Source organism: Amycolatopsis sp. SID8362, assembly GCF_010550475.1.
Taxonomy (GTDB): Bacteria; Actinomycetota; Actinomycetes; order Mycobacteriales; family Pseudonocardiaceae; genus Amycolatopsis; species Amycolatopsis eburnea.
Genome location: NZ_JAAGNB010001160.1, coordinates 1 through 17302, shown reverse-complemented (window position 1 = coordinate 17302; position 17302 = coordinate 1). Strand labels below are relative to the sequence as shown.

Here is a 17302-nt window from a genome sequence, read left to right as displayed (position 1 = left end):
CATGGCACTCCTTGAAGTCCGCGACCTTTCGGTCGTGTTCCAGCGCCGGGGCGAGAAGCCGTTCACCGCGGTGGACGGGGTCAGCTTCGACGTCGAGCCGGGCCAGACGGTCGGCCTGGTCGGCGAGTCCGGCTGTGGCAAGTCCGTGACGTCGCTGGCGATCATGCGGCTGCTCGCCCGCCGCGGCAACCAGGTCAGCGGCTCGGTGCGCTTCGAAGGCACCGACCTGCTCACGCTGTCCGACAAGGACATGCGCGACCGCCGCGGCCGCGACCTCGGCATGGTGTTCCAGGACCCGCTGTCCTCGCTGAACCCGGTCATCCCGATCGGGCTGCAGATCACCGAGGTGCTGGAGCGCCACCGCGGGATGTCGCGCAAGGCGGCGTCCGTGGAAGCGGTGGACCTGCTCGACAAGGTCGGCATCCCCGACCCGTCGCGGCGGCTTTCCGAGTACCCGCACCAGCTTTCCGGCGGGATGCGGCAGCGCGCGCTGATCGCGATCGCGCTGGCGTGCCGGCCGCGGCTGCTCATCGCCGACGAGCCGACCACCGCGCTGGACGTCACCATCCAGGCGCAGATCCTGGCGCTGCTGCGGGAACTGGTGCAGGACACCGGCACCGCGCTGATCATGATCACGCACGACCTCGGCGTCGTCGCCGGGCTCTGCGACGAGGTCAACGTGCTCTACGGCGGCAAGATCGTCGAGCGCGCGCAGCGGCACCAGCTGTTCGCCGAGCCGCGGCACCCGTACACGCACGGCCTGCTCGCCTCGATCCCGCGCCTGGACGCGGGCCGCGGCGAGAAGCTGGTCCCCATCCGGGGTTCGGTGGCCGACAACATCCCGTGGGAGCACGGGTGCGCGTTCGCGCCGCGCTGCCCCAACGCGGTGCCCGCGTGCCGCGAGGTCCAGCCGCAGCTGGTCCCCGACCGCGGCGGGCTGCTGCGCTGTCACAACCCCGTGCGGCCGCCGGTCGCGGCGGGAGGAGGAACCCGATGACCCGTCCTGCTGGTGACGTGCTGCTCGAGGTCACCGACCTCAAGGTGCACTTCCCGATCAAGCGCGGCATCGTGATCGACCGGACGGTCGGGCACGTGTACGCGGTCGACGGCGTCGACCTGGCCATCCGCCGCGGCGAAACCTACGGCCTGGTGGGCGAATCCGGCTGCGGCAAGTCCACGCTCGGCCGTGCGATCCTGCGGCTCAACGAGCCGACCGACGGCCACGTCGTCTTCGACGGCACCGACGTCGCGGCCCTGAAGGGCGAGGAACTGCGGAAGGCCCGGCGCCGGATGCAGATGATCTTCCAGGACCCGCTGTCCAGTTTGGACCCCCGCCAGTCGGTGGAATCCATTCTGCTGGAAGGGATGCGCGCGCACGGGCTCGACAAGGACAAGGAAGCGACGCAGCAGCGGCTGCGCCAGCTGCTGTCCGCGGTCGGCCTGCCGGAGACGGCGCTGCGGAAGTACCCGCACGAGTTCTCGGGCGGGCAGCGCCAGCGCATCGGCATCGCGCGGGCGCTGGCCGTGGAGCCGGACCTGATCGTCGCCGACGAGCCGGTGTCCGCACTGGACGTTTCGGTGCAGGCCCAGGTGGTGAACCTGCTGGAGGACCTGCAGGATCAGCTCGGGCTGACGTACCTGGTAATCGCGCACGACCTCGCGGTGGTGCGGCACATCTCCGACCGCATCGGCGTGATGTACCTGGGCGCGCTGGTCGAGGAGACCGACGCGGACTCGCTGTACCGCGAGCCGCTGCACCCGTACACGCGGGCGCTGCTGTCGGCCATCCCGGTGCCGGACCCGCAGGTCGAGGACACCCGTGAGCAGATCCTGCTCGCCGGTGACCTGCCCTCGCCCGCCAACCCGCCGTCGGGCTGCCGCTTCCACACGCGGTGCCCGTGGCGGCAGGCGAGCCTGTGCGACACCGAACGCCCGCAGCTGCGCGAGATCGGCGGCGGGCACCGGGTGGCGTGCCACTACGCGGAGGACATCCGCGACGGGCGCATCCAGCCGCACGAGGTGGAGCCGGAACTGATCGAGCTCACCGGGGCCCTGAACCCCGACCTGGGCCCGCCGGACATCGGCACCTCCGCCGAAATCCTCTGACCGGAGCTTTCACGTGAAAGTGACCCGGAGGTGCCGCCTCCACGTCACTTTCACGTGAAAGCGACGCGTCAGGGCTTGAGGTCGAGGGCGGCGCTCATCGTGCCGTCCATGTAGAACGGCGTCGAGTCGTGGACGTGGCTGATCCGCCACTCGCCGTCCTCCCGGCGGAAGCCCGTCGTCGAGCGGAACCACAGCTCGAACTTCTGCGGCATCCCCTTCGGCGTCGTCGACAGCCGGGTGAGGGAGTGGCAGAAGGCGACGTCGCCGCCGACGGTGACTTCCAGGTCGCGGACCTCGTACTCGATCGGGCCGTCGAAGCTCGCGAACCAGGCCTTGCGCGCCTCGACGTCTTCGCCGTGGTGGGCGAGCGGCGGGGCCAGGGTGTACGCGAGCAGCTCCGGCACGCACTGCGCGGCGAGCGCCTCGGCGTCACGCTCGGTCATCGCCTTGGCGCGGGCGGCCACGAGTTCGCGAATCAGCTTGTCGTCGTGCTCGGTCATGCCATCCTCCTGAGGTGGTGGTGCCTGCCTTTCGATGGGGACGTAGACGCCGCCGCGCGGATTTCGACATCCAGCGGGAGGAAGTTTTGAAGTACGTGGTGTTGATCTACGGAAACCCCGAATCCCGCGCGGCGTGGGCGGGCATGACCGAGGAGCAGCGCGCGGCCGGGCTCGCGTACTACCGGCAGCTCAACGCCGACCTCGACGCGTCCGGCGAGCGCATCGTGTCCGAGCGGCTGGCGTACCCGGAGGAGACGACGCAGGTCCGCGTCGGCGAGAGCGGCGTCCTGACGACCGACGGCCCGTTCGCCGAGGCCAAGGAGTTCCTCGCCGGCTTCTACCTGCTGGACTGCGAGAGCCTCGAACGGGCGACCGAGATCGCCGCCCGCGTCCCGGAGGCGGCGTTCGGGGTGGTGGAGGTCCGGCCGGTGATGGGGATCGGGTGAACACCGAGCTCCTGCGCTCGCTGGCCCCACAGGTCCTCTCGGCGCTGGTCCGCCGCTACGGCGACTTCGACGCGTGCGAGGACGCGGTCCAGGAGGCGCTGCTGGCGGCGTCCCAGCAGTGGCCGTCGTCCGGGCTGCCGGACAACCCGAAGGCCTGGCTGATCACCGCGGCTTCCCGCCGCCGCATCGAGCAGCTGCGCAGCGAGACGGCCCGGCATCGCCGGGAAGAGGCGGTGGCACTGGCCGAACCCCCGGACGCGGAGCCGGTCGGCGTCGACGACACGTTGACGCTGCTGTCGCTCTGCTGCCACCCGTCGCTGTCCCGGCCGTCGCAGGTGGCGCTGACGTTGCGCGCGGTCGGCGGCCTGACGACGGCGGAGATCGCCCGGGCGTTCCTGGTCCCGGAGCCCACGATCGGCCAGCGCATCAGCCGCGCGAAGCGGTCACTGCGCGGCGAGCGGTTCGTCGCTTCGGACTCGACGGCCCAGGTGCTCGAGGTGCTGTACCTGATCTTCACGGAGGGCCACACGGCCAGCTCCGGCGCCGAGGTGAACCGCGTCGAGCTGACGGCGGAAGCGATCCGCCTCACCCGGCAGCTGCGCTCGTCGCTCCCCGCGGACGGCGAGGTGACGGGGCTGCTGGCGTTGATGCTCCTGACGGACGCCCGCCGCCCGGCGCGCGTGTCGGCGTCGGGGGAGCTGGTGCCGCTGGCCGAGCAGGACCGGTCGCTGTGGGACCGGGCGGCCATCGCGGAGGGGGTTTCGCTCATCACGGACGCGTTGTCGTCGTCGCCGGTCGGCCCGTACCAGCTCCAGGCGGCGATCGCGGCGGTGCACGCGGAGGCGTCGTCGGCGGAGGCGACGGATTGGGCGCAGATCCTGACGTTGTACGACCTGCTGCGGGTGGTGGCGCCGGGACCGATGGTGACGTTGAACCGGGTGGTGGCGTTGGCGCAGGTGTCCGGGCCTGCCGCCGGCCTGGCCGAGCTGGCTTCGGCGGCCTCGGATCCGGCGTTGGCTTCGCACCACCGGGTCGACGCGGTACGGGGGCACCTGCTGGAGCTGTCGGGGGACGTCGCGGGGGCGCGGGAGGCGTACCTGGCCGCGGCGGGGCGGACGTTGAGCGTGCCGGAGCAGGGGTACCTGCGGTCCCGGGCAGCTGCTTTGGGTGGTGGCTGAGCCGTTCCCCGAGTTGTCCACATGGGGGTGAACCCTGTGGACAACCCTGTGGACCCCCGACCAAAGGAGTACCCCGGGCAATACCTGAGTAGGCCGCCCGAGGTGCCTCGCCCCCGGTACCCTGCGGAAAGCAGATTCCGGAGTACCAGGGGGTACGAACAGTGCACATCGACCAATGGCTGGAGGCGATCCCGCCGCTCTCGGTGTACCTGATCGTCGGCGCGGTGATCATGATCGAGAGCCTCGGCATCCCGCTCCCCGGCGAAATCGTGCTGGTCAGCGCGGCTTTGCTGGCTTCGACTCACGACACGCTGAGCCCGCTCTGGATCGCGGTCCTGGCCAGCGCCGGCGCCATCATCGGCGACAGCATCGGGTACTTCATCGGGAAAACCGGTGGCCAGCGGTTGTTCGCCTGGGCCGGCCGGAAATTCCCGAAGCACTTCGGCCCGACGCACCTCGCCAACGCCGAACGCATCTTCGACAAGCGCGGCGTGTGGGCCGTCTTCCTCGGCCGCTTCATCGCGTTCCTGCGCATCCTCGCCGGCCCGCTGGCCGGGTCGCTGCGCATGCACTACCCGAAGTTCCTGCTGGCGAACGCGGCCGGCGGCATCGTCTGGGCCGGCGGCACCACCGTGCTCGTCTACTACCTCGGCGTCGTCGCCGAAGAGTGGCTCGGCCGGTTCTCCAAGTTCGGCCTGGTCGCCGCGGTCGTCATCGGCATCATCGTCTTCTTCGTCATGAAGAAGCGCCTCGGCCGCAACCACGAGGGCGAAGAAGAGACCCCGAAGCAGGAGGAGACGGCGGCCTAAACAGCCACCAGCTCCGGCTCGGGCTTGCGCGTGAACCGCAGCGAGCCCAGCAGCACCCCGGTGATCACGACGGCGGCCGCGCCGATCTCCAGCGCGGTCGGCCGCTCGCCGAGGAAGACGAACGACGCCGACAGCCCGACCACCGGCACCAGCAGCGAGAACGGCGACACGACGCCGGCCGGGTTGCGCCGCATCAGCGTCGTCCACAGGCCCGAGCCGACGACGGTGCCGATCAGCACGACGTAGGTCAGGCCGCCGAGCGCGGTCAGGCCGGTCGGGGTGCCGAGCGTCGCCAGCGAGTGCCACTGCGCGGCCGGGCCCTCCATGACGAGTGACAGCGCGAACATCGGCAGCGGTGGCACCACCGACATCCACAGCGTGAAGTGCAGCGGGTTGTCCGGCTCGGCCCGGCGCGTGCTCAGGTTGCCGAACGCCCAGCTCAGCGCGCCCAGGAGGGTCAGCACCATCGGCAGCAGGGCGGCGTGCCCGGACTGCTGCCACGCGATCGCGACCATCCCGGCGACGGCCAGCGCGATGCCGGCCAGCTGGTGCGGCGTGACGCGTTCGCGCAGGAAGACGGCGCCGAGCAGCACCGTGAACGGCGCCGACGCCTGCAGCACCAGCGACGCGAGCCCGGTCGGCATCCCGGTGTCCATCGCGATGAACAGGAACGCGAACTGCCCGGTGCCGAAGCCGAGGCCGTAGCCGAGCAGGTAGCGCACCTTCACCTTCGGCCACGGCACGAACAGGATCGTCGGCACAGCGATGACGGCGAACCGCAGCGCGCCCGCGAACACCGGTGGGAACTGGCCGAGCGTGGCGTGGATGGCGAGGAAGTTGAGTCCCCAGAGGACGGCGACGAGCACGGCGAGCAGACGGTCACGAGCGGGCATGCGTCCACTTTCGCAACGACCACCGTGAAGGACCAGCGAGAATATCTGCAGGAACCTTGTAGCGCCGCTTCACATATGCTGGGCCCGTGGATCTGGGTCGCCTGCGCACACTGCGCGAGTTCGCCGACCGCGGCAGCGTGACGGCGGCCGCGCGGGCGTTGCACTGCACGCCGTCGGCCGTTTCGCAGCAGTTGCGCGCACTGCAGGGCGAGGTCGGCCTGCCGCTCACCGAGCCGGCCGGGCGCGGGCTGCGGCTGACCGACGCCGGCCGCGCGCTGGTCGCCCGCGCCGACGAGGTGCTGGCCGCTTTGGAACGGGCGGAGTCCGAATTGGACACCTACCGCAGCGCGCCGCGCGGGCGGGTGCGGCTGGCGATCTTCCAGTCGGCCGGGCTGATGCTGCTGCCAGGGCTGCTGACCCGCGTCGCCGGCTACGACGGCCTGGAGGTCGACGTCCGGGACGTCGACATGACGCCACCCGAGGTGCCGGGCCTGGTCGCGGACTACGACGTCGTCGTGGCGCACCGCGACGAGCACGCGCCGGAGTTCGACCACGACCGCCTGGACGTCGTGCCGCTGCTGCGCGAGCCGCTCGACGTCGCGCTGCCGGTCGGGCACCGGCTGGCAGCCAAGCGGCGCGTCGACCTGGCGGAGCTGGCCGACGAACGCTGGATCGGCGTCGACCACGGCTTCCCGGTGGACGACGTGCTGCGCTCGCTGACCATCCGCACCGGCGTGCGCCCGGTCGTCGTCCAGCGGATCAACGACTTCCGCATCACCGAACGGCTGGTCGCGGCCGGCCACGGCATCGCGCTGGTGCCGCGCTACACGATCGACACGCGCCGCGGCAGCGGCCTGGTCAGCAGGCCGCTGGCCGGGATCCGCGCGGCGCGGCTGGTCGAGGCGGTGTGCCGGACCGGCGCGCTGCAGCGCCCCGCCGTGGCCAAGGTGATCGAGGAGCTGGCCGCGGAGGTCGCTCAGCTCACCGCTTGAAGCCGCGCAGGTAGGTCAACGCGATGCCAAGCGCGTCCTGCAACGCCGTGAGGTCGTGCCGGATGTGCGCGAGCAGCAGTCCACCTTGGACGGACGTCATCGCCGCCTGCGCCAGCCGCGCCGGATCGGCGTCCGCGGCCAGCTCCCCGTTGTCCTGCAACGTTTTCAGCCCGCGCTCCAGGTGGGACTCCCACGTCCGGTAGGCCTGGTCGACCAGCGGCGCGAGCTTCGGGTTGTCGCCGACCTCGCCGGCGAGGTTGCCCAGCGGGCAGGCGATCGGCCCGCCCGCGCGGCGGTGGACGTCCAGCAGCTGCTCGGTCCACGTCTCGAGGTCGGCCCACGAGGCCAGCGCGAAGATCGCCGGCTGGTTGCCGAGGATCTGCTCGAGGTACCGGTCGATCACGGCCCCGACCAGCTGCTCCTTGTTCTTGAAGTAGTGGTACATCTGCGATTTCCCGGCCCCGCTCGCGGCGAGCACCTTGTCGACGCTCGTGCCCGCGACGCCGTCGACGTACATCAGTCCCGCCGCCGCGTCGACGATCGCGTCCCGCGTCCGCTTGCCGCGTGGGGTCGAAGCCGCTTGCGCCTCCATGTACTGAATAGTACAGTTCGGCGCACTGTACCGATCAGTACAACTAGCTAGGGGGATCCATGACGCTCGAAACCGCCCTGAACGGGCTGAACGACCAGCTCCGCGCCGCCCTGCCGCCGGAGATCGCCGAGGTCCTCGACGCGGACCGGCGCCGCGCCGCGACGGCGTTCGCCGAGGTGGGCGCCAAGATCGACGACTTCGAGCTGCCCAGCGCCGATGGGACGCCGGTGAAGCTGGCGGCGCTGGTCGAGGAGGGCCCGGCGGTGCTCGTGTTCTACCGCGGCCAGTGGTGCCCGTACTGCAACCTGACGCTGCGGACGTATCAGCAGGAACTGCTGCCGGAGCTGGAAAAGCGCGGCGCGACCCTGGCGGCGATCAGCCCCCAGAAGCCGGACGGCACGGTGCCCGACCTGGGGTTCCCGGTGCTTTCGGACGTCGGGAGCACGGTCGCGCGCGGGCTCGGGCTTAGCTACCCGGTGTCGGCGCCGGTGCGCGAGGCCATGGAGACGCTCGGCACGAACCTCGAGCAGGTCAACGGCACCTGGGACCTGGTCCACCCGGCGGTGGTCGTGGCCGACCAGGACCGGGTGCTCCGCTTCGTCGACGTCCACCCGGACTTCGTCACGCGGACCGAGCCGGCGGACATCCTCAAAGCGCTCTAGCGGACCGGTTCACGCTGAAGCCGGCGTGGTCGTGAGTGTTTGGTCGGGTTCTAACCCGACCAAACACTCACGACCAGCGCGACCGGCTAGCGGTTGGCGCGGTTCACCGCCGACACGACCGCGCGCAGCGAGGCCGTCACGATCGACGGGTCGACGCCGATGCCCCAGAACACCCGGTCCGAGATCGCGCACTCGATGTACGACGCGGCGCGCGCGTCGTCGCCCGGCGAGAGCGTGTGCTCGCTGTAGTCCAGCAGGCGCAGGTCGAAGCCCACGGTGGACAGCGCGTCGAAGAACGCCGCGATCGGGCCGTTGCCACGGCCGGTGACCTCGTGCTCGTCACCCTCCACGCGGACGGTCGCGGTGATGTCGTACTCGCCGTCGCCGTTGTCGCGGACGTGCTGGCGGACCAGCTCCAGCGGCGTCTTCAGCTCCAGGTACTCGGCCGAGAACGCGTTCCACATCGTCGTCGGGTCGACCTCGCCGCCCGCGGTGTCGGTGTGGCGCTGGATCACCTTCGAGAACTCGATCTGCAGGCGCCGCGGCAGGTCGAGCTGGTGCTCGGCCTTCATGATGTAGGCGACGCCGCCCTTGCCGGACTGCGAGTTCACCCGGATGACGGCCTCGTACGTGCGGCCGACGTCCTTCGGGTCGATCGGCAGGTACGGGACCTCCCACGGGTACTCCTCGACCGGCACGCCCTGCTTGTCGGCGGCGTCCTTCAGCGCGTCGAGACCCTTGTTGATCGCGTCCTGGTGGCTGCCGGAGAAGGCGGTGAACACCAGGTCTCCGCCCCACGGCGAGCGCTCGGGTACCGGCAGCTGGTTGCAGTACTCGACCGTCCGCTTGATCTCGTCCATGTCGGAGAAGTCGATCTGCGGGTCGATGCCCTGGCTGTAGAGGTTCATGCCCAGCGCGACCAGGTCGACGTTGCCGGTGCGCTCGCCGTTGCCGAACAGGCAGCCTTCGATCCGGTCGGCGCCGGCCTGGAAGCCCAGCTCGGCCGCGGCGATGCCGGTGCCGCGGTCGTTGTGCGGGTGCAGCGACAGGATCACCGAGTCGCGGCGGGCCAGGTTGCGGCTCATCCACTCGATCGAGTCGGCGTAGACGTTCGGCGTCGCCATCTCGACGGTCGCCGGCAGGTTCAGGATCACCGGCTTCTCCGGCGTCGGCTGCCAGATCTCGGTGACGGCGTCGCAGACCTCGAGCGCGTACGACAGCTCGGTGCCGGTGTAGGACTCCGGCGAGTACTGGAACCGGAAGTCGGTGTCGGGCTGCTTGTCGGCCAGCTCGACGACCATTTCGGCGGCCTGCGTCGCGATCTTCTTGATGCCTTCGCGCTCCTCGCGGAAGACCACGCGGCGCTGCAGGATCGACGTCGAGTTGTAGATGTGGACGATCGCCCGCGGCGCGCCTTCGAGCGACTGGAACGTCCGCTCGATCAGCTCCGGGCGGCACTGGGTCAGCACCTGGATGCTGACGTCGTCCGGGATGGCGCCTTCTTCGATGATTTCGCGGACGAAGTCGAAGTCCGTCTGCGACGCGGCCGGGAAGCCGACCTCGATCTCCTTGTAGCCCATGCGGACCAGCAGGTCGAAGAACTTGCGCTTGCGCGCGGGCGACATCGGGTCGATCAGGGCCTGGTTGCCGTCCCGCAGGTCGACGGCGCACCACAGCGGCGCGCGCTCGATGCGCTTGGCGGGCCAGGTGCGGTCGGGCAGGTCGATGTTCTCGACCATGTCGTACCAGGGGCGGTAGCGGTGGACCGGCATGGACGTGCCGCGCTGGGTGTTCCAGGCGGGCTGGTCAGCGGGCGCGGGACGAGAGGGCTTGCGGATCTTGCTCATGGGTTTGAGGGTGTCTCCAGCTCGACGGGTGCGACCGGCACCACGAAGCCCCGCGACGGGGAGCCGGTCCGGTCAGGCCCCGTCGCGGCAGCGAAGCAGGAGAGCACGCGCCACGGCTCCACCATAACCACGGAACGCCGCCCGAGGGAAGCCGGGCAGCCCCTTCCAGGGGTTACCTGTGGGTAGCCACAGGACGGTCGCCGTGCGAAACTGCGGACATGGCTGAGCACGCAGAGTCGTCGTCGGAGGAGACCAAGGTCTCCCGCCGAGCTCCCGTCGACTGGCGCCGCACCCGGGGCCGGGTGGCGTCGGTGGCGGCGTCGATCGTCCGCTGGGTGGGTCTGGTCTTCGCCGCGTTCCTGGTGATCCACGTGATCTTCACGGTCGGCTCGGCCAACCCGGACAACGGCATCGTCTCGTTCGTGAAGTCCTGGGCGGACAGCCTGGCGCTGGGGTTCAGCGACCTGTTCACGCCGAGTGACGAGAAGCTGCGCGTCCTGGTGAACTACGGCATCGCCGCGGTCTTCTGGCTCGTGGTGTCGGGCATCCTGGCGAAGATCATCCGCCGCGTGGGCGGGGCTTCCTGACCTCGCGGTGATCACGATCGGAGCGGCCTCGTAACGCGCGGTCGCCGCCGATCGACTTCAGCACGCCGGAAGGAGTGCTGATCATGTCCGTTCCACCGCACGCAGTGGTGAAGCCGAGCGCGGTCGCGCGCGTCGTGAGCCTGTGGTACTTCGTCGTCACGATCGGGTCCTTCGGGCTGTTCGCCTGGGTTCCGTTCGTGCACGCCGGCATCCGCCTCGGCCGGAAGGCGCTCCACGTCCGTGCGGTCGTATTCGGCGCCATCGCGGTCCTGATGATCGTGCTGCTTTCGCTGTCGCCGACCGACGCCGCGGGCAAGACGGTGACCACCACCGGCAAACTGCTGACCACGATCGCCACGATCACGGGCCTCGTGGTCGTCGCGGTCGGCTGCGTCATGCAGGCCAAGCTGCGGCGGCAGATCCTGGCCCCGGGCGCGCGCGGCACCGGACCCGACCCGGCGCTCACTGCCGCGCTCGCCGCGCGGGAACGCCGGGCCGAGGCCAGGAAGCTGGCCCTCAGCGACCCCCTCATCGCGCGCGACCTCCGGATCGGCCGGCCCGACCTGCCGCGGAACTACGACGACGGCGGCCTGGTCGACCTCAACAACGCGCCGGCCGACGTGATCGCCGCGGCGTGCGGGCTTGACCCCACCACGGCCGAGGGGATCGTCGAGGTCCGGGTCGCGGCCGGCGGGTTCGCCGCCGTCGAAGACGTCTTCACCACCGTGCCCGTCGCCGCCTGGGACCGGGTGCGGGACCGGGCCGTCGTGCTGCCACGCTAGAGCGCCGGCTTGCCCCAGGAGTCCGTGAACGCGAACTCCGCCAGCGGCAGCCGCACCCGGTCCGCCTTCTCACGCTCGATCCGCCAGTCCTCCTCGAGCACCTCCGGCGCGGCCGGCGACCCCACCGCGATCGCCACCTTCGGGACGGCGTCGTCCGGCAACGAGAACGCCGACCGGACCGCGTCCGCCGAAAACCCCGCCATCTGGTGCGCCACCAACCCCAGCTCCACCGCCTGCAGCACGAGGTTCTCCGACGCCAGCCCGAGCCCGTACTCCGCGTACGGCACCGAACCCTTCTCGTTCGTCGTCACCATCACGCCGATCAGCAGCAGGCTCGCCCGGTGCGCCCACGCCTGGTTGCCCGAGTTCAACGTCGACAGGATCGCGTCGAACGCCGAGGTCCCGCGGACGCCCACCAGGTAGCGGGCCGGCTGGGTGTTGCCGAACGACGGGGCCCAGCGGGCCGCCTCCAGCAGGGCCCGGACCTGGTCCTCGGTCACCGGAAAAGACGCGTCCAACGCCCGCGGGCTCCACCGTTCGGCCATCAGGGTCGCGATCGGGACGCTCGTCACAGCTGGCTTTCGCACGATCCAGACCCTACCCACGAGTGCTGTGCATCACTCGGGAGGAAGGGCTCCGCGCATTTCGTTGGTGTTGCGGAAGATTTACTTCCGAGTGACCCGCGCGAAGGGTGCGCCCCACGTCAAGAGGGTGGCGGGCCGTCCAAGCCCCGGTAGGCTCCACTGCAAATCATGGGACGCGGGGGCTCTCCGGTGCCCACCAGGGAGCCGCCCGGCCCGCGAGGAGGTTCGGGCGTGGCCCTCGTGGTCCAGAAGTACGGCGGATCGTCGCTGGAAAGTGCCGACCGGATCAAGCGCGTCGCCGAGCGGATCGTCGCCACCAAGAAGGCGGGCAACGACGTCGTGGTGGTCTGCTCGGCGATGGGTGACACCACCGACGAGCTGCTCGACCTGGCGCAGCAGGTCAACCCGGCGCCGCCGGAGCGCGAGATGGACATGCTGCTCACGGCCGGTGAGCGCATCTCGAACTCGCTGGTGGCCATGGCCATCTCGGCGCAGGGCGCCGAAGCGTGGTCGTTCACCGGTTCGCAGGCCGGCGTCGTCACGACGTCGGTGCACGGGAACGCGCGCATCATCGACGTCACGCCCAGCCGCGTCACCGAAGCCCTCGAGCAGGGGTACGTCGCGCTCGTGGCGGGCTTCCAGGGGGTCGCGCAGGACACCAAGGACATCACGACGCTCGGCCGCGGCGGCTCGGACACCACCGCCGTCGCCCTGGCCGCCGCGCTCAACGCCGACGTCTGCGAGATCTATTCCGATGTGGACGGTGTGTATTCGGCCGACCCGCGGATCGTGCCGGACGCCCGGAAGCTCGACACCATCCCGTACGAGGAGATGCTGGAGCTCGCCGCCAGCGGCTCGAAGATCCTGCACCTGCGTTCGGTCGAGTACGCGCGCCGCTACGGCGTGCCGATCCGAGTCCGCTCTTCCTACAGTGACAAGCCGGGCACGACGGTGACCGGTTCTATCGAGGAGATCCCCGTGGAACAAGCCCTGATCACCGGTGTGGCGCACGACCGGTCCGAAGCCAAGATCACGGTCACCGGGGTGCCGGACCACACCGGTGCCGCGGCCCGGATCTTCCGCGTGATCGCCGACGCCGAGATCGACATCGACATGGTGCTGCAGAACGTGTCCAGCACCGTCTCCGGCCGCACCGACATCACCTTCACGCTGTCGAAGGCCAACGGCGCCAAGGCGGTCAAGGAACTGGAGAAGGTCAAGGCGGAGATCGGCTTCGAGTCCGTCCTCTACGACGACCACGTCGGCAAGGTCTCGCTGGTCGGCGCCGGGATGCGCTCGCACCCGGGTGTCACGGCGACGTTCTGCGAGGCGCTGGCCAATTCGGGCGTCAACATCGAAATCATCAACACCTCGGAGATCCGCATCTCGGTGCTGATCCGGGACGCGCAGCTCGACGACGCCGTGCGCGCGATCCACGAGGCGTTCGAACTCGGCGGCGACGAAGAAGCCGTCGTCTACGCGGGGAGTGGTCGCTGATGTCCGAAGGGTTGCGGGTCGGGGTGGTCGGCGCGACCGGTCAGGTCGGCGCGGTGATGCGCAAGCTGCTGGCGGAGCGGGAGTTCCCGATCGCCGAGCTCCGGTACTTCGCTTCGTCGCGCTCGGCGGGTTCCAAGCTGCCTTGGCGCGACACCGAAATCACGATCGAGGACGCGTCGACGGCGGATCCGTCCGGTTTGGACATCGCGCTGTTCTCCGCTGGCGGCTCGACGTCGAAGGCGCAGGCGCCGCGGTTCGCCGAGGCGGGCGTGACGGTGATCGACAACTCCTCGGCGTTCCGGATGGACCCGGACGTGCCGCTGGTCGTCAGCGAGGTCAACCCGCAGGCGATCAAGGAGGCGCGCAAGGGGATCATCGCGAACCCCAACTGCACCACCATGGCCGCGATGCCGGTGCTGAAGCCGCTGCACGACGAGGCCGGGCTGGTCCGCCTGGTCGCGTCGACCTACCAGGCGGTGTCCGGCAGCGGGCTGGCCGGCGTCGACGAGCTGGCGGGCCAGGTCAAGGCCGCCGCCGAGCACGCGTCGCTGCTGACCCACGACGGCGCGGCGATCGAGTTCCCGAAGCCGGAGAAGTACGTCCGCCCGATCGCGTTCAACGTCCTCCCGATGGCCGGGTCCATTGTGGACGACGGCGAGTTCGAGACGGACGAAGAGAAGAAGTTCCGCAACGAGAGCCGCAAGATCCTCAGCATTCCGGGGCTCGGCGTTTCGTGCACCTGCGTGCGGGTGCCGGTGTTCTCGGGGCACTCGATCTCGGTGAACGCGGAGTTCGCGCAGCCGCTGAGCGTGGCGCGCGCGACCGAGCTGCTGACGCACGCGCCGGGCGTCGAGCTCTCGGAGGTCCCGACCCCGCTGCAGGCGGCCGGCAACGACCCGAGCTACGTCGGCCGCATCCGCGTCGACCAGGGCATCGAGGACGGCCGCGGGCTGGCGCTGTTCATCTCTAACGACAACCTGCGCAAGGGCGCGGCGCTCAACGCGGTGCAGATCGCGGAGCTGATCGCCCAGCAGTGACGACGCGCGATTGCCGTCACGCGTCCCGGGACGCGTGACGGCACGTCTTCGCGCGCAGGGCCGCGAACTGCTTCACGGGATCGGCGGCACGGGTGACGTCGGTGGTGAAGTTCCAGACGTACCCGCCGGCGTGGCCGCCGAGCTTCCGGAACTGGGCGACGGCCTCGTCGTGGCGGCCGTTGTGGTGCAGCGCGTAGATGGCGTAACCGCGGTCTTCCCTCGCGCTCGGGTGGTCGGCGCCTTCGCCGTCGAGCCAGGGCAAGGCCGTGTCGAGGGCCTCCTGGACGTAGCGGCTGCGCCAGATCGGGGTGCCTTCCATGGCCATCTCGAAGGCCGCCCGCAAGGGCAGCGGCGTCAGCGACGGGGCCATGGCCGCGGCCCCGGTCGCGAAGTCGAGCAGGCGCTCTTCGGTGCCGTGCCACTTCGGGCACCAGTAGCGCAGGGCGCGCTCGTGACCGGGCCGGTGGGCGGGTGCGCGGACGATGAGGCCCGTCCAGATCCCGTCGAAGGGCTGGTACCGGACACCGAGCCCGGTGGCGACGGAGACGAGGGTCGCCCACGGCGTCGGATCCGCTTCGGCGAGTTCGGCCGCCTTCCACGCGGTGTCCGCGGCGTGTTCCAGGAACTGGAAGAAAGGCCCGAACTGCTGGCGGCTGGTGTGCCGGCCCCACGCCGAGCCCCGCCGCTGCCAAGCCAGTGCCACGAACGTCTGCGCCTGCACGACGGTGGCGTCCGGATCGCCATCGCGGGCCGCGAGCCAGTCCCGCAACCACTGCCGCTCGGTGGTGGCGGTGGTGGCGAGGGCGTCGACGACGGCGGTGCGCCGGTCCCAGTCACCGTGGAGCGAGGCGACGAGAGCGGCGGCGGGGTGCCAGTCGCCGGCGAGGGCCGCCGAGACCGCGGCGGCGAGGCCGGGGTCGTCGAACCGCGGATCGGCCGTCAGTCCGGTGTCGGGGACCATCCCCCGGGCGGCGGCGCCCGGGCCGGGCAGCAGTCCCATGTGCGTTTCCTCCACAGTGGACGATCGGAAATCGCCTTGTCCGAATCGTCGTCACGGGGGATCCTAAGCCCCGCAAGCAAGTCATGGGGAGGAAATCATGTACACCGCCGTCGACGGCGCCCGCGTCCCGATCCGGATGTGGGCCGACCCCGCGTCGGTCGAAGAGCAGGCCATGCGGCAGCTGCACAACGTCGCCAACCTGCCGTGGGTGCACGGCGTCGCCGTGATGCCCGACGTGCACTACGGCAAGGGGGCGACCGTCGGCAGCGTCATCGCGATGCGCGACGCCGTCTCGCCCGCCGCCGTCGGGGTGGACATCGGGTGCGGGATGAGCGCCGTCCGGACGTCGCTGAGCGCCGCCGACCTGCCCGACGACCTCGGGAAGCTGCGCCGCCGGATCGAAAGCGCCGTGCCGGTCGGGTTCGGGCTGCACAAGACGCCCGTCAACCCCGCGAAGGTGCACGGCGTCGGCGGCTGGGACACATTCTGGAAGGGCTTCGGCGAGCTGCACAGCGGCGTCCAGGAGCTGCACGACCGGGCCGCGCGGCAGATCGGGAGCCTCGGGGGCGGGAACCACTTCATCGAGGTCTGCCTCGACGACGACGGCCGGGTCTGGCTGATGCTGCACTCGGGTTCGCGCAACATCGGCAAGGAGCTGGCCGAGCGGCACATGGCGGTCGCGCGGAAGCTGCCGCACAACGCCGACCTGCCGGACCGGGACCTCGCCGTGTTCGTCGCGGGCACGCCGGAGATGCAGGCGTACCGGCGCGACCTGTTCTGGGCGCAGGACTACGCGGCGCGCAACCGCGCCACGATGGTCGCGCTGGTGAAGCAGGCGCTGAAGGACGTCGTCCCGCAGACGACGTTCGACGACGCCATCTCCTGCCACCACAACTACGTTTCGGAGGAGACGTACGACGGTGTCGAGCTGCTGGTCACCCGCAAGGGCGCGATCCGTGCCGGATCGGGTGACCTCGGGATCATCCCGGGCAGCATGGGGACCGGTTCGTACATCGTCCGCGGGCTCGGGAACGAGTCCTCGTTCCAGTCGGCGTCGCACGGCGCCGGCCGCCGGATGTCGCGCAACAAGGCCAAGAAGCTGTTCACCGCGGACGACCTCGCGGCGCAGACTGCCGGCGTCGAGTGCCGCAAGGACTCCGGCGTCGTCGACGAGATCCCGGCGGCGTACAAGGACATCGATTCGGTGATCCGGGCGCAGACGGACCTGGTCGAGGTCGTGGCGCACCTCAAGCAGGTGGTCTGCGTCAAGGGCTGACCGGTACCTTGGCGCCATGACGAGGGGTGGAACGACGGCCGCGCTGCTGGCCGGGGCCGCACTGCTGCTGAGCGGGTGCGACCAGGTCAGCGACGCGGTCGACCAGGGGTCGAAGACCGCCGACAAGGTGAGCGCGTGCACGGAGGCGCTCGGGCTGGCGGACCTGAACCCGCTGGTCGACCCGGACAAGCTCAAGGCGCGCGCCGCGGACAAGGAGAAGCGGCTGCGCGAGCTGGCGGCGAACGTCCAGGACCAGGACGTCAAGAACGCGCTGCTCGGCATGGCCGGCTCGTACGTCGAGGTGCAGAAGGAACGCATCGAGGACGCCGGCGTCGTGGCCCAGTGGGTCCAGCGCAACGTCAAGAAGCTCGACGCCCTCCGCGCCGCCTGCGGCTGACGGTCACTCGCCGCCGGTGGCGGCCAGCGCCGGGACCGGGTCGGCGGCCGGTTCCGGCGTGCGGGAATGGCGGTGGAGCAGGCCGGCCGCCGCGATCAGCAGGCCGCCGAGGCCGGC

At 70.6% G+C, this 17302-nt stretch carries 19 protein-coding genes; 13 read left to right on the top strand and 6 right to left on the bottom strand.

Going from position 1 to position 17302, the window contains the following annotated elements; translation table 11 throughout:
• The first annotated feature begins 1 nt into the window (after position 1).
• Together G3I65_RS36110 and G3I65_RS36105 are read left to right on the top strand one after the other, a co-directional pair.
• Entirely contained in the window at positions 2 to 997 is a 996-nt protein-coding gene (locus G3I65_RS36110; RefSeq protein ID WP_160700069.1) for an ABC transporter ATP-binding protein, read from the top strand.
• On the top strand, positions 994 to 2106 hold the full coding sequence (locus G3I65_RS36105) for an ABC transporter ATP-binding protein (protein WP_160700068.1): 1113 nt from the start codon (positions 994 to 996) through the stop codon (positions 2104 to 2106). The genes G3I65_RS36110 and G3I65_RS36105 overlap by 4 nt, the downstream gene beginning before the upstream one ends.
• Positions 2107 to 2174: 68 nt before the next feature.
• Here G3I65_RS36105 and G3I65_RS36100 read toward each other — a convergent pair whose 3' ends face one another.
• Positions 2175 to 2606, bottom strand: a complete 432-nt coding sequence (locus G3I65_RS36100) for a nuclear transport factor 2 family protein (protein ID WP_160700067.1) — start codon at positions 2604 to 2606, stop codon at positions 2175 to 2177.
• A 95-nt stretch (positions 2607 to 2701) separates the two neighbouring features.
• On the opposite strand from G3I65_RS36100, the gene G3I65_RS36095 reads away from it, so the two are divergent.
• From G3I65_RS36095 to G3I65_RS36085, 3 genes are all read left to right on the top strand, one after another.
• The gene (locus G3I65_RS36095; protein ID WP_375336750.1) at positions 2702 to 3052 is read left to right on the top strand and encodes a YciI family protein; all 351 of its coding nucleotides are present in this window, start codon (positions 2702 to 2704) and stop codon (positions 3050 to 3052) included.
• Positions 3049 to 4230: an RNA polymerase sigma factor gene (locus G3I65_RS36090; RefSeq protein ID WP_160700065.1), complete on the top strand. Its 1182-nt coding sequence runs from the start codon at positions 3049 to 3051 to the stop codon at positions 4228 to 4230. Before G3I65_RS36095 ends, G3I65_RS36090 begins: the two co-directional genes overlap by 4 nt.
• Before the next feature lie 161 nt (positions 4231 to 4391).
• Entirely contained in the window at positions 4392 to 5039 is a 648-nt protein-coding gene (locus G3I65_RS36085; RefSeq protein WP_086863562.1) for a DedA family protein, read from the top strand.
• Here the strand turns inward: G3I65_RS36085 and G3I65_RS36080 are convergent.
• Positions 5036 to 5932, bottom strand: coding sequence for an EamA family transporter (locus tag G3I65_RS36080; protein WP_160700064.1), 897 nt, complete (start codon positions 5930 to 5932; stop codon positions 5036 to 5038). The genes G3I65_RS36085 and G3I65_RS36080 overlap by 4 nt on opposite strands.
• A gap of 86 nt (positions 5933 to 6018) precedes the next feature.
• Here G3I65_RS36080 and G3I65_RS36075 point away from each other — a divergent pair, with 86 nt between their 5' ends.
• Positions 6019 to 6924, top strand: a complete 906-nt coding sequence (locus tag G3I65_RS36075; RefSeq protein WP_160700063.1) for a LysR family transcriptional regulator — start codon at positions 6019 to 6021, stop codon at positions 6922 to 6924.
• Here the strand turns inward: G3I65_RS36075 and G3I65_RS36070 are convergent.
• A complete protein-coding gene (locus G3I65_RS36070) occupies positions 6914 to 7516 on the bottom strand; it encodes a TetR/AcrR family transcriptional regulator (RefSeq protein WP_160700062.1) in 603 nt (200 codons plus the stop codon). The genes G3I65_RS36075 and G3I65_RS36070 overlap by 11 nt on opposite strands.
• A gap of 59 nt (positions 7517 to 7575) precedes the next feature.
• On the opposite strand from G3I65_RS36070, the gene G3I65_RS36065 reads away from it, so the two are divergent.
• On the top strand, positions 7576 to 8178 hold the full coding sequence (locus tag G3I65_RS36065; RefSeq protein WP_160700061.1) for a peroxiredoxin-like family protein: 603 nt from the start codon (positions 7576 to 7578) through the stop codon (positions 8176 to 8178).
• 86 nt (positions 8179 to 8264) lie between these two features.
• On the opposite strand, the gene leuA is transcribed toward G3I65_RS36065, so the two are convergent.
• Positions 8265 to 10025: a 2-isopropylmalate synthase gene (gene leuA / locus G3I65_RS36060; protein WP_163046811.1), complete on the bottom strand. Its 1761-nt coding sequence runs from the start codon at positions 10023 to 10025 to the stop codon at positions 8265 to 8267.
• 218 nt (positions 10026 to 10243) lie between these two features.
• Here leuA and G3I65_RS36055 point away from each other — a divergent pair, with 218 nt between their 5' ends.
• Entirely contained in the window at positions 10244 to 10612 is a 369-nt protein-coding gene (locus tag G3I65_RS36055; protein WP_160700060.1) for a hypothetical protein, read from the top strand.
• Between the two features lie 83 nt (positions 10613 to 10695).
• Positions 10696 to 11394 (top strand): helix-hairpin-helix domain-containing protein, encoded by a 699-nt coding sequence (locus G3I65_RS36050; RefSeq protein WP_166641004.1) that lies wholly within the window; start codon positions 10696 to 10698, stop codon positions 11392 to 11394.
• Here the strand turns inward: G3I65_RS36050 and G3I65_RS36045 are convergent.
• Complete coding sequence (locus tag G3I65_RS36045) at positions 11391 to 11981, bottom strand: nitroreductase family protein (RefSeq protein ID WP_309235895.1); 591 nt, start codon at positions 11979 to 11981, stop codon at positions 11391 to 11393. The genes G3I65_RS36050 and G3I65_RS36045 overlap by 4 nt on opposite strands.
• Positions 11982 to 12209: 228 nt before the next feature.
• On the opposite strand from G3I65_RS36045, the gene G3I65_RS36040 reads away from it, so the two are divergent.
• Positions 12210 to 13475, top strand: coding sequence for an aspartate kinase (locus tag G3I65_RS36040; RefSeq protein ID WP_160700059.1), 1266 nt, complete (start codon positions 12210 to 12212; stop codon positions 13473 to 13475).
• A complete protein-coding gene (locus G3I65_RS36035) occupies positions 13475 to 14512 on the top strand; it encodes an aspartate-semialdehyde dehydrogenase (protein WP_160700058.1) in 1038 nt (345 codons plus the stop codon). The genes G3I65_RS36040 and G3I65_RS36035 overlap by 1 nt, the downstream gene beginning before the upstream one ends.
• Before the next feature lie 16 nt (positions 14513 to 14528).
• On the opposite strand, the gene G3I65_RS36030 is transcribed toward G3I65_RS36035, so the two are convergent.
• Entirely contained in the window at positions 14529 to 15512 is a 984-nt protein-coding gene (locus G3I65_RS36030) for a DUF4034 domain-containing protein (RefSeq protein ID WP_160700057.1), read from the bottom strand.
• Between the two features lie 97 nt (positions 15513 to 15609).
• Here G3I65_RS36030 and G3I65_RS36025 point away from each other — a divergent pair, with 97 nt between their 5' ends.
• Together G3I65_RS36025 and G3I65_RS36020 are read left to right on the top strand one after the other, a co-directional pair.
• Positions 15610 to 16788 carry an RtcB family protein gene (locus tag G3I65_RS36025; RefSeq protein WP_160700056.1) on the top strand — a complete coding sequence of 393 codons (1179 nt, stop codon included), beginning with the start codon at positions 15610 to 15612 and terminating at the stop codon, positions 16786 to 16788.
• 16 nt (positions 16789 to 16804) lie between these two features.
• Positions 16805 to 17185 carry a hypothetical protein gene (locus G3I65_RS36020; RefSeq protein WP_203612613.1) on the top strand — a complete coding sequence of 127 codons (381 nt, stop codon included), beginning with the start codon at positions 16805 to 16807 and terminating at the stop codon, positions 17183 to 17185.
• The last annotated feature ends 117 nt before the right edge of the window (positions 17186 to 17302 follow it).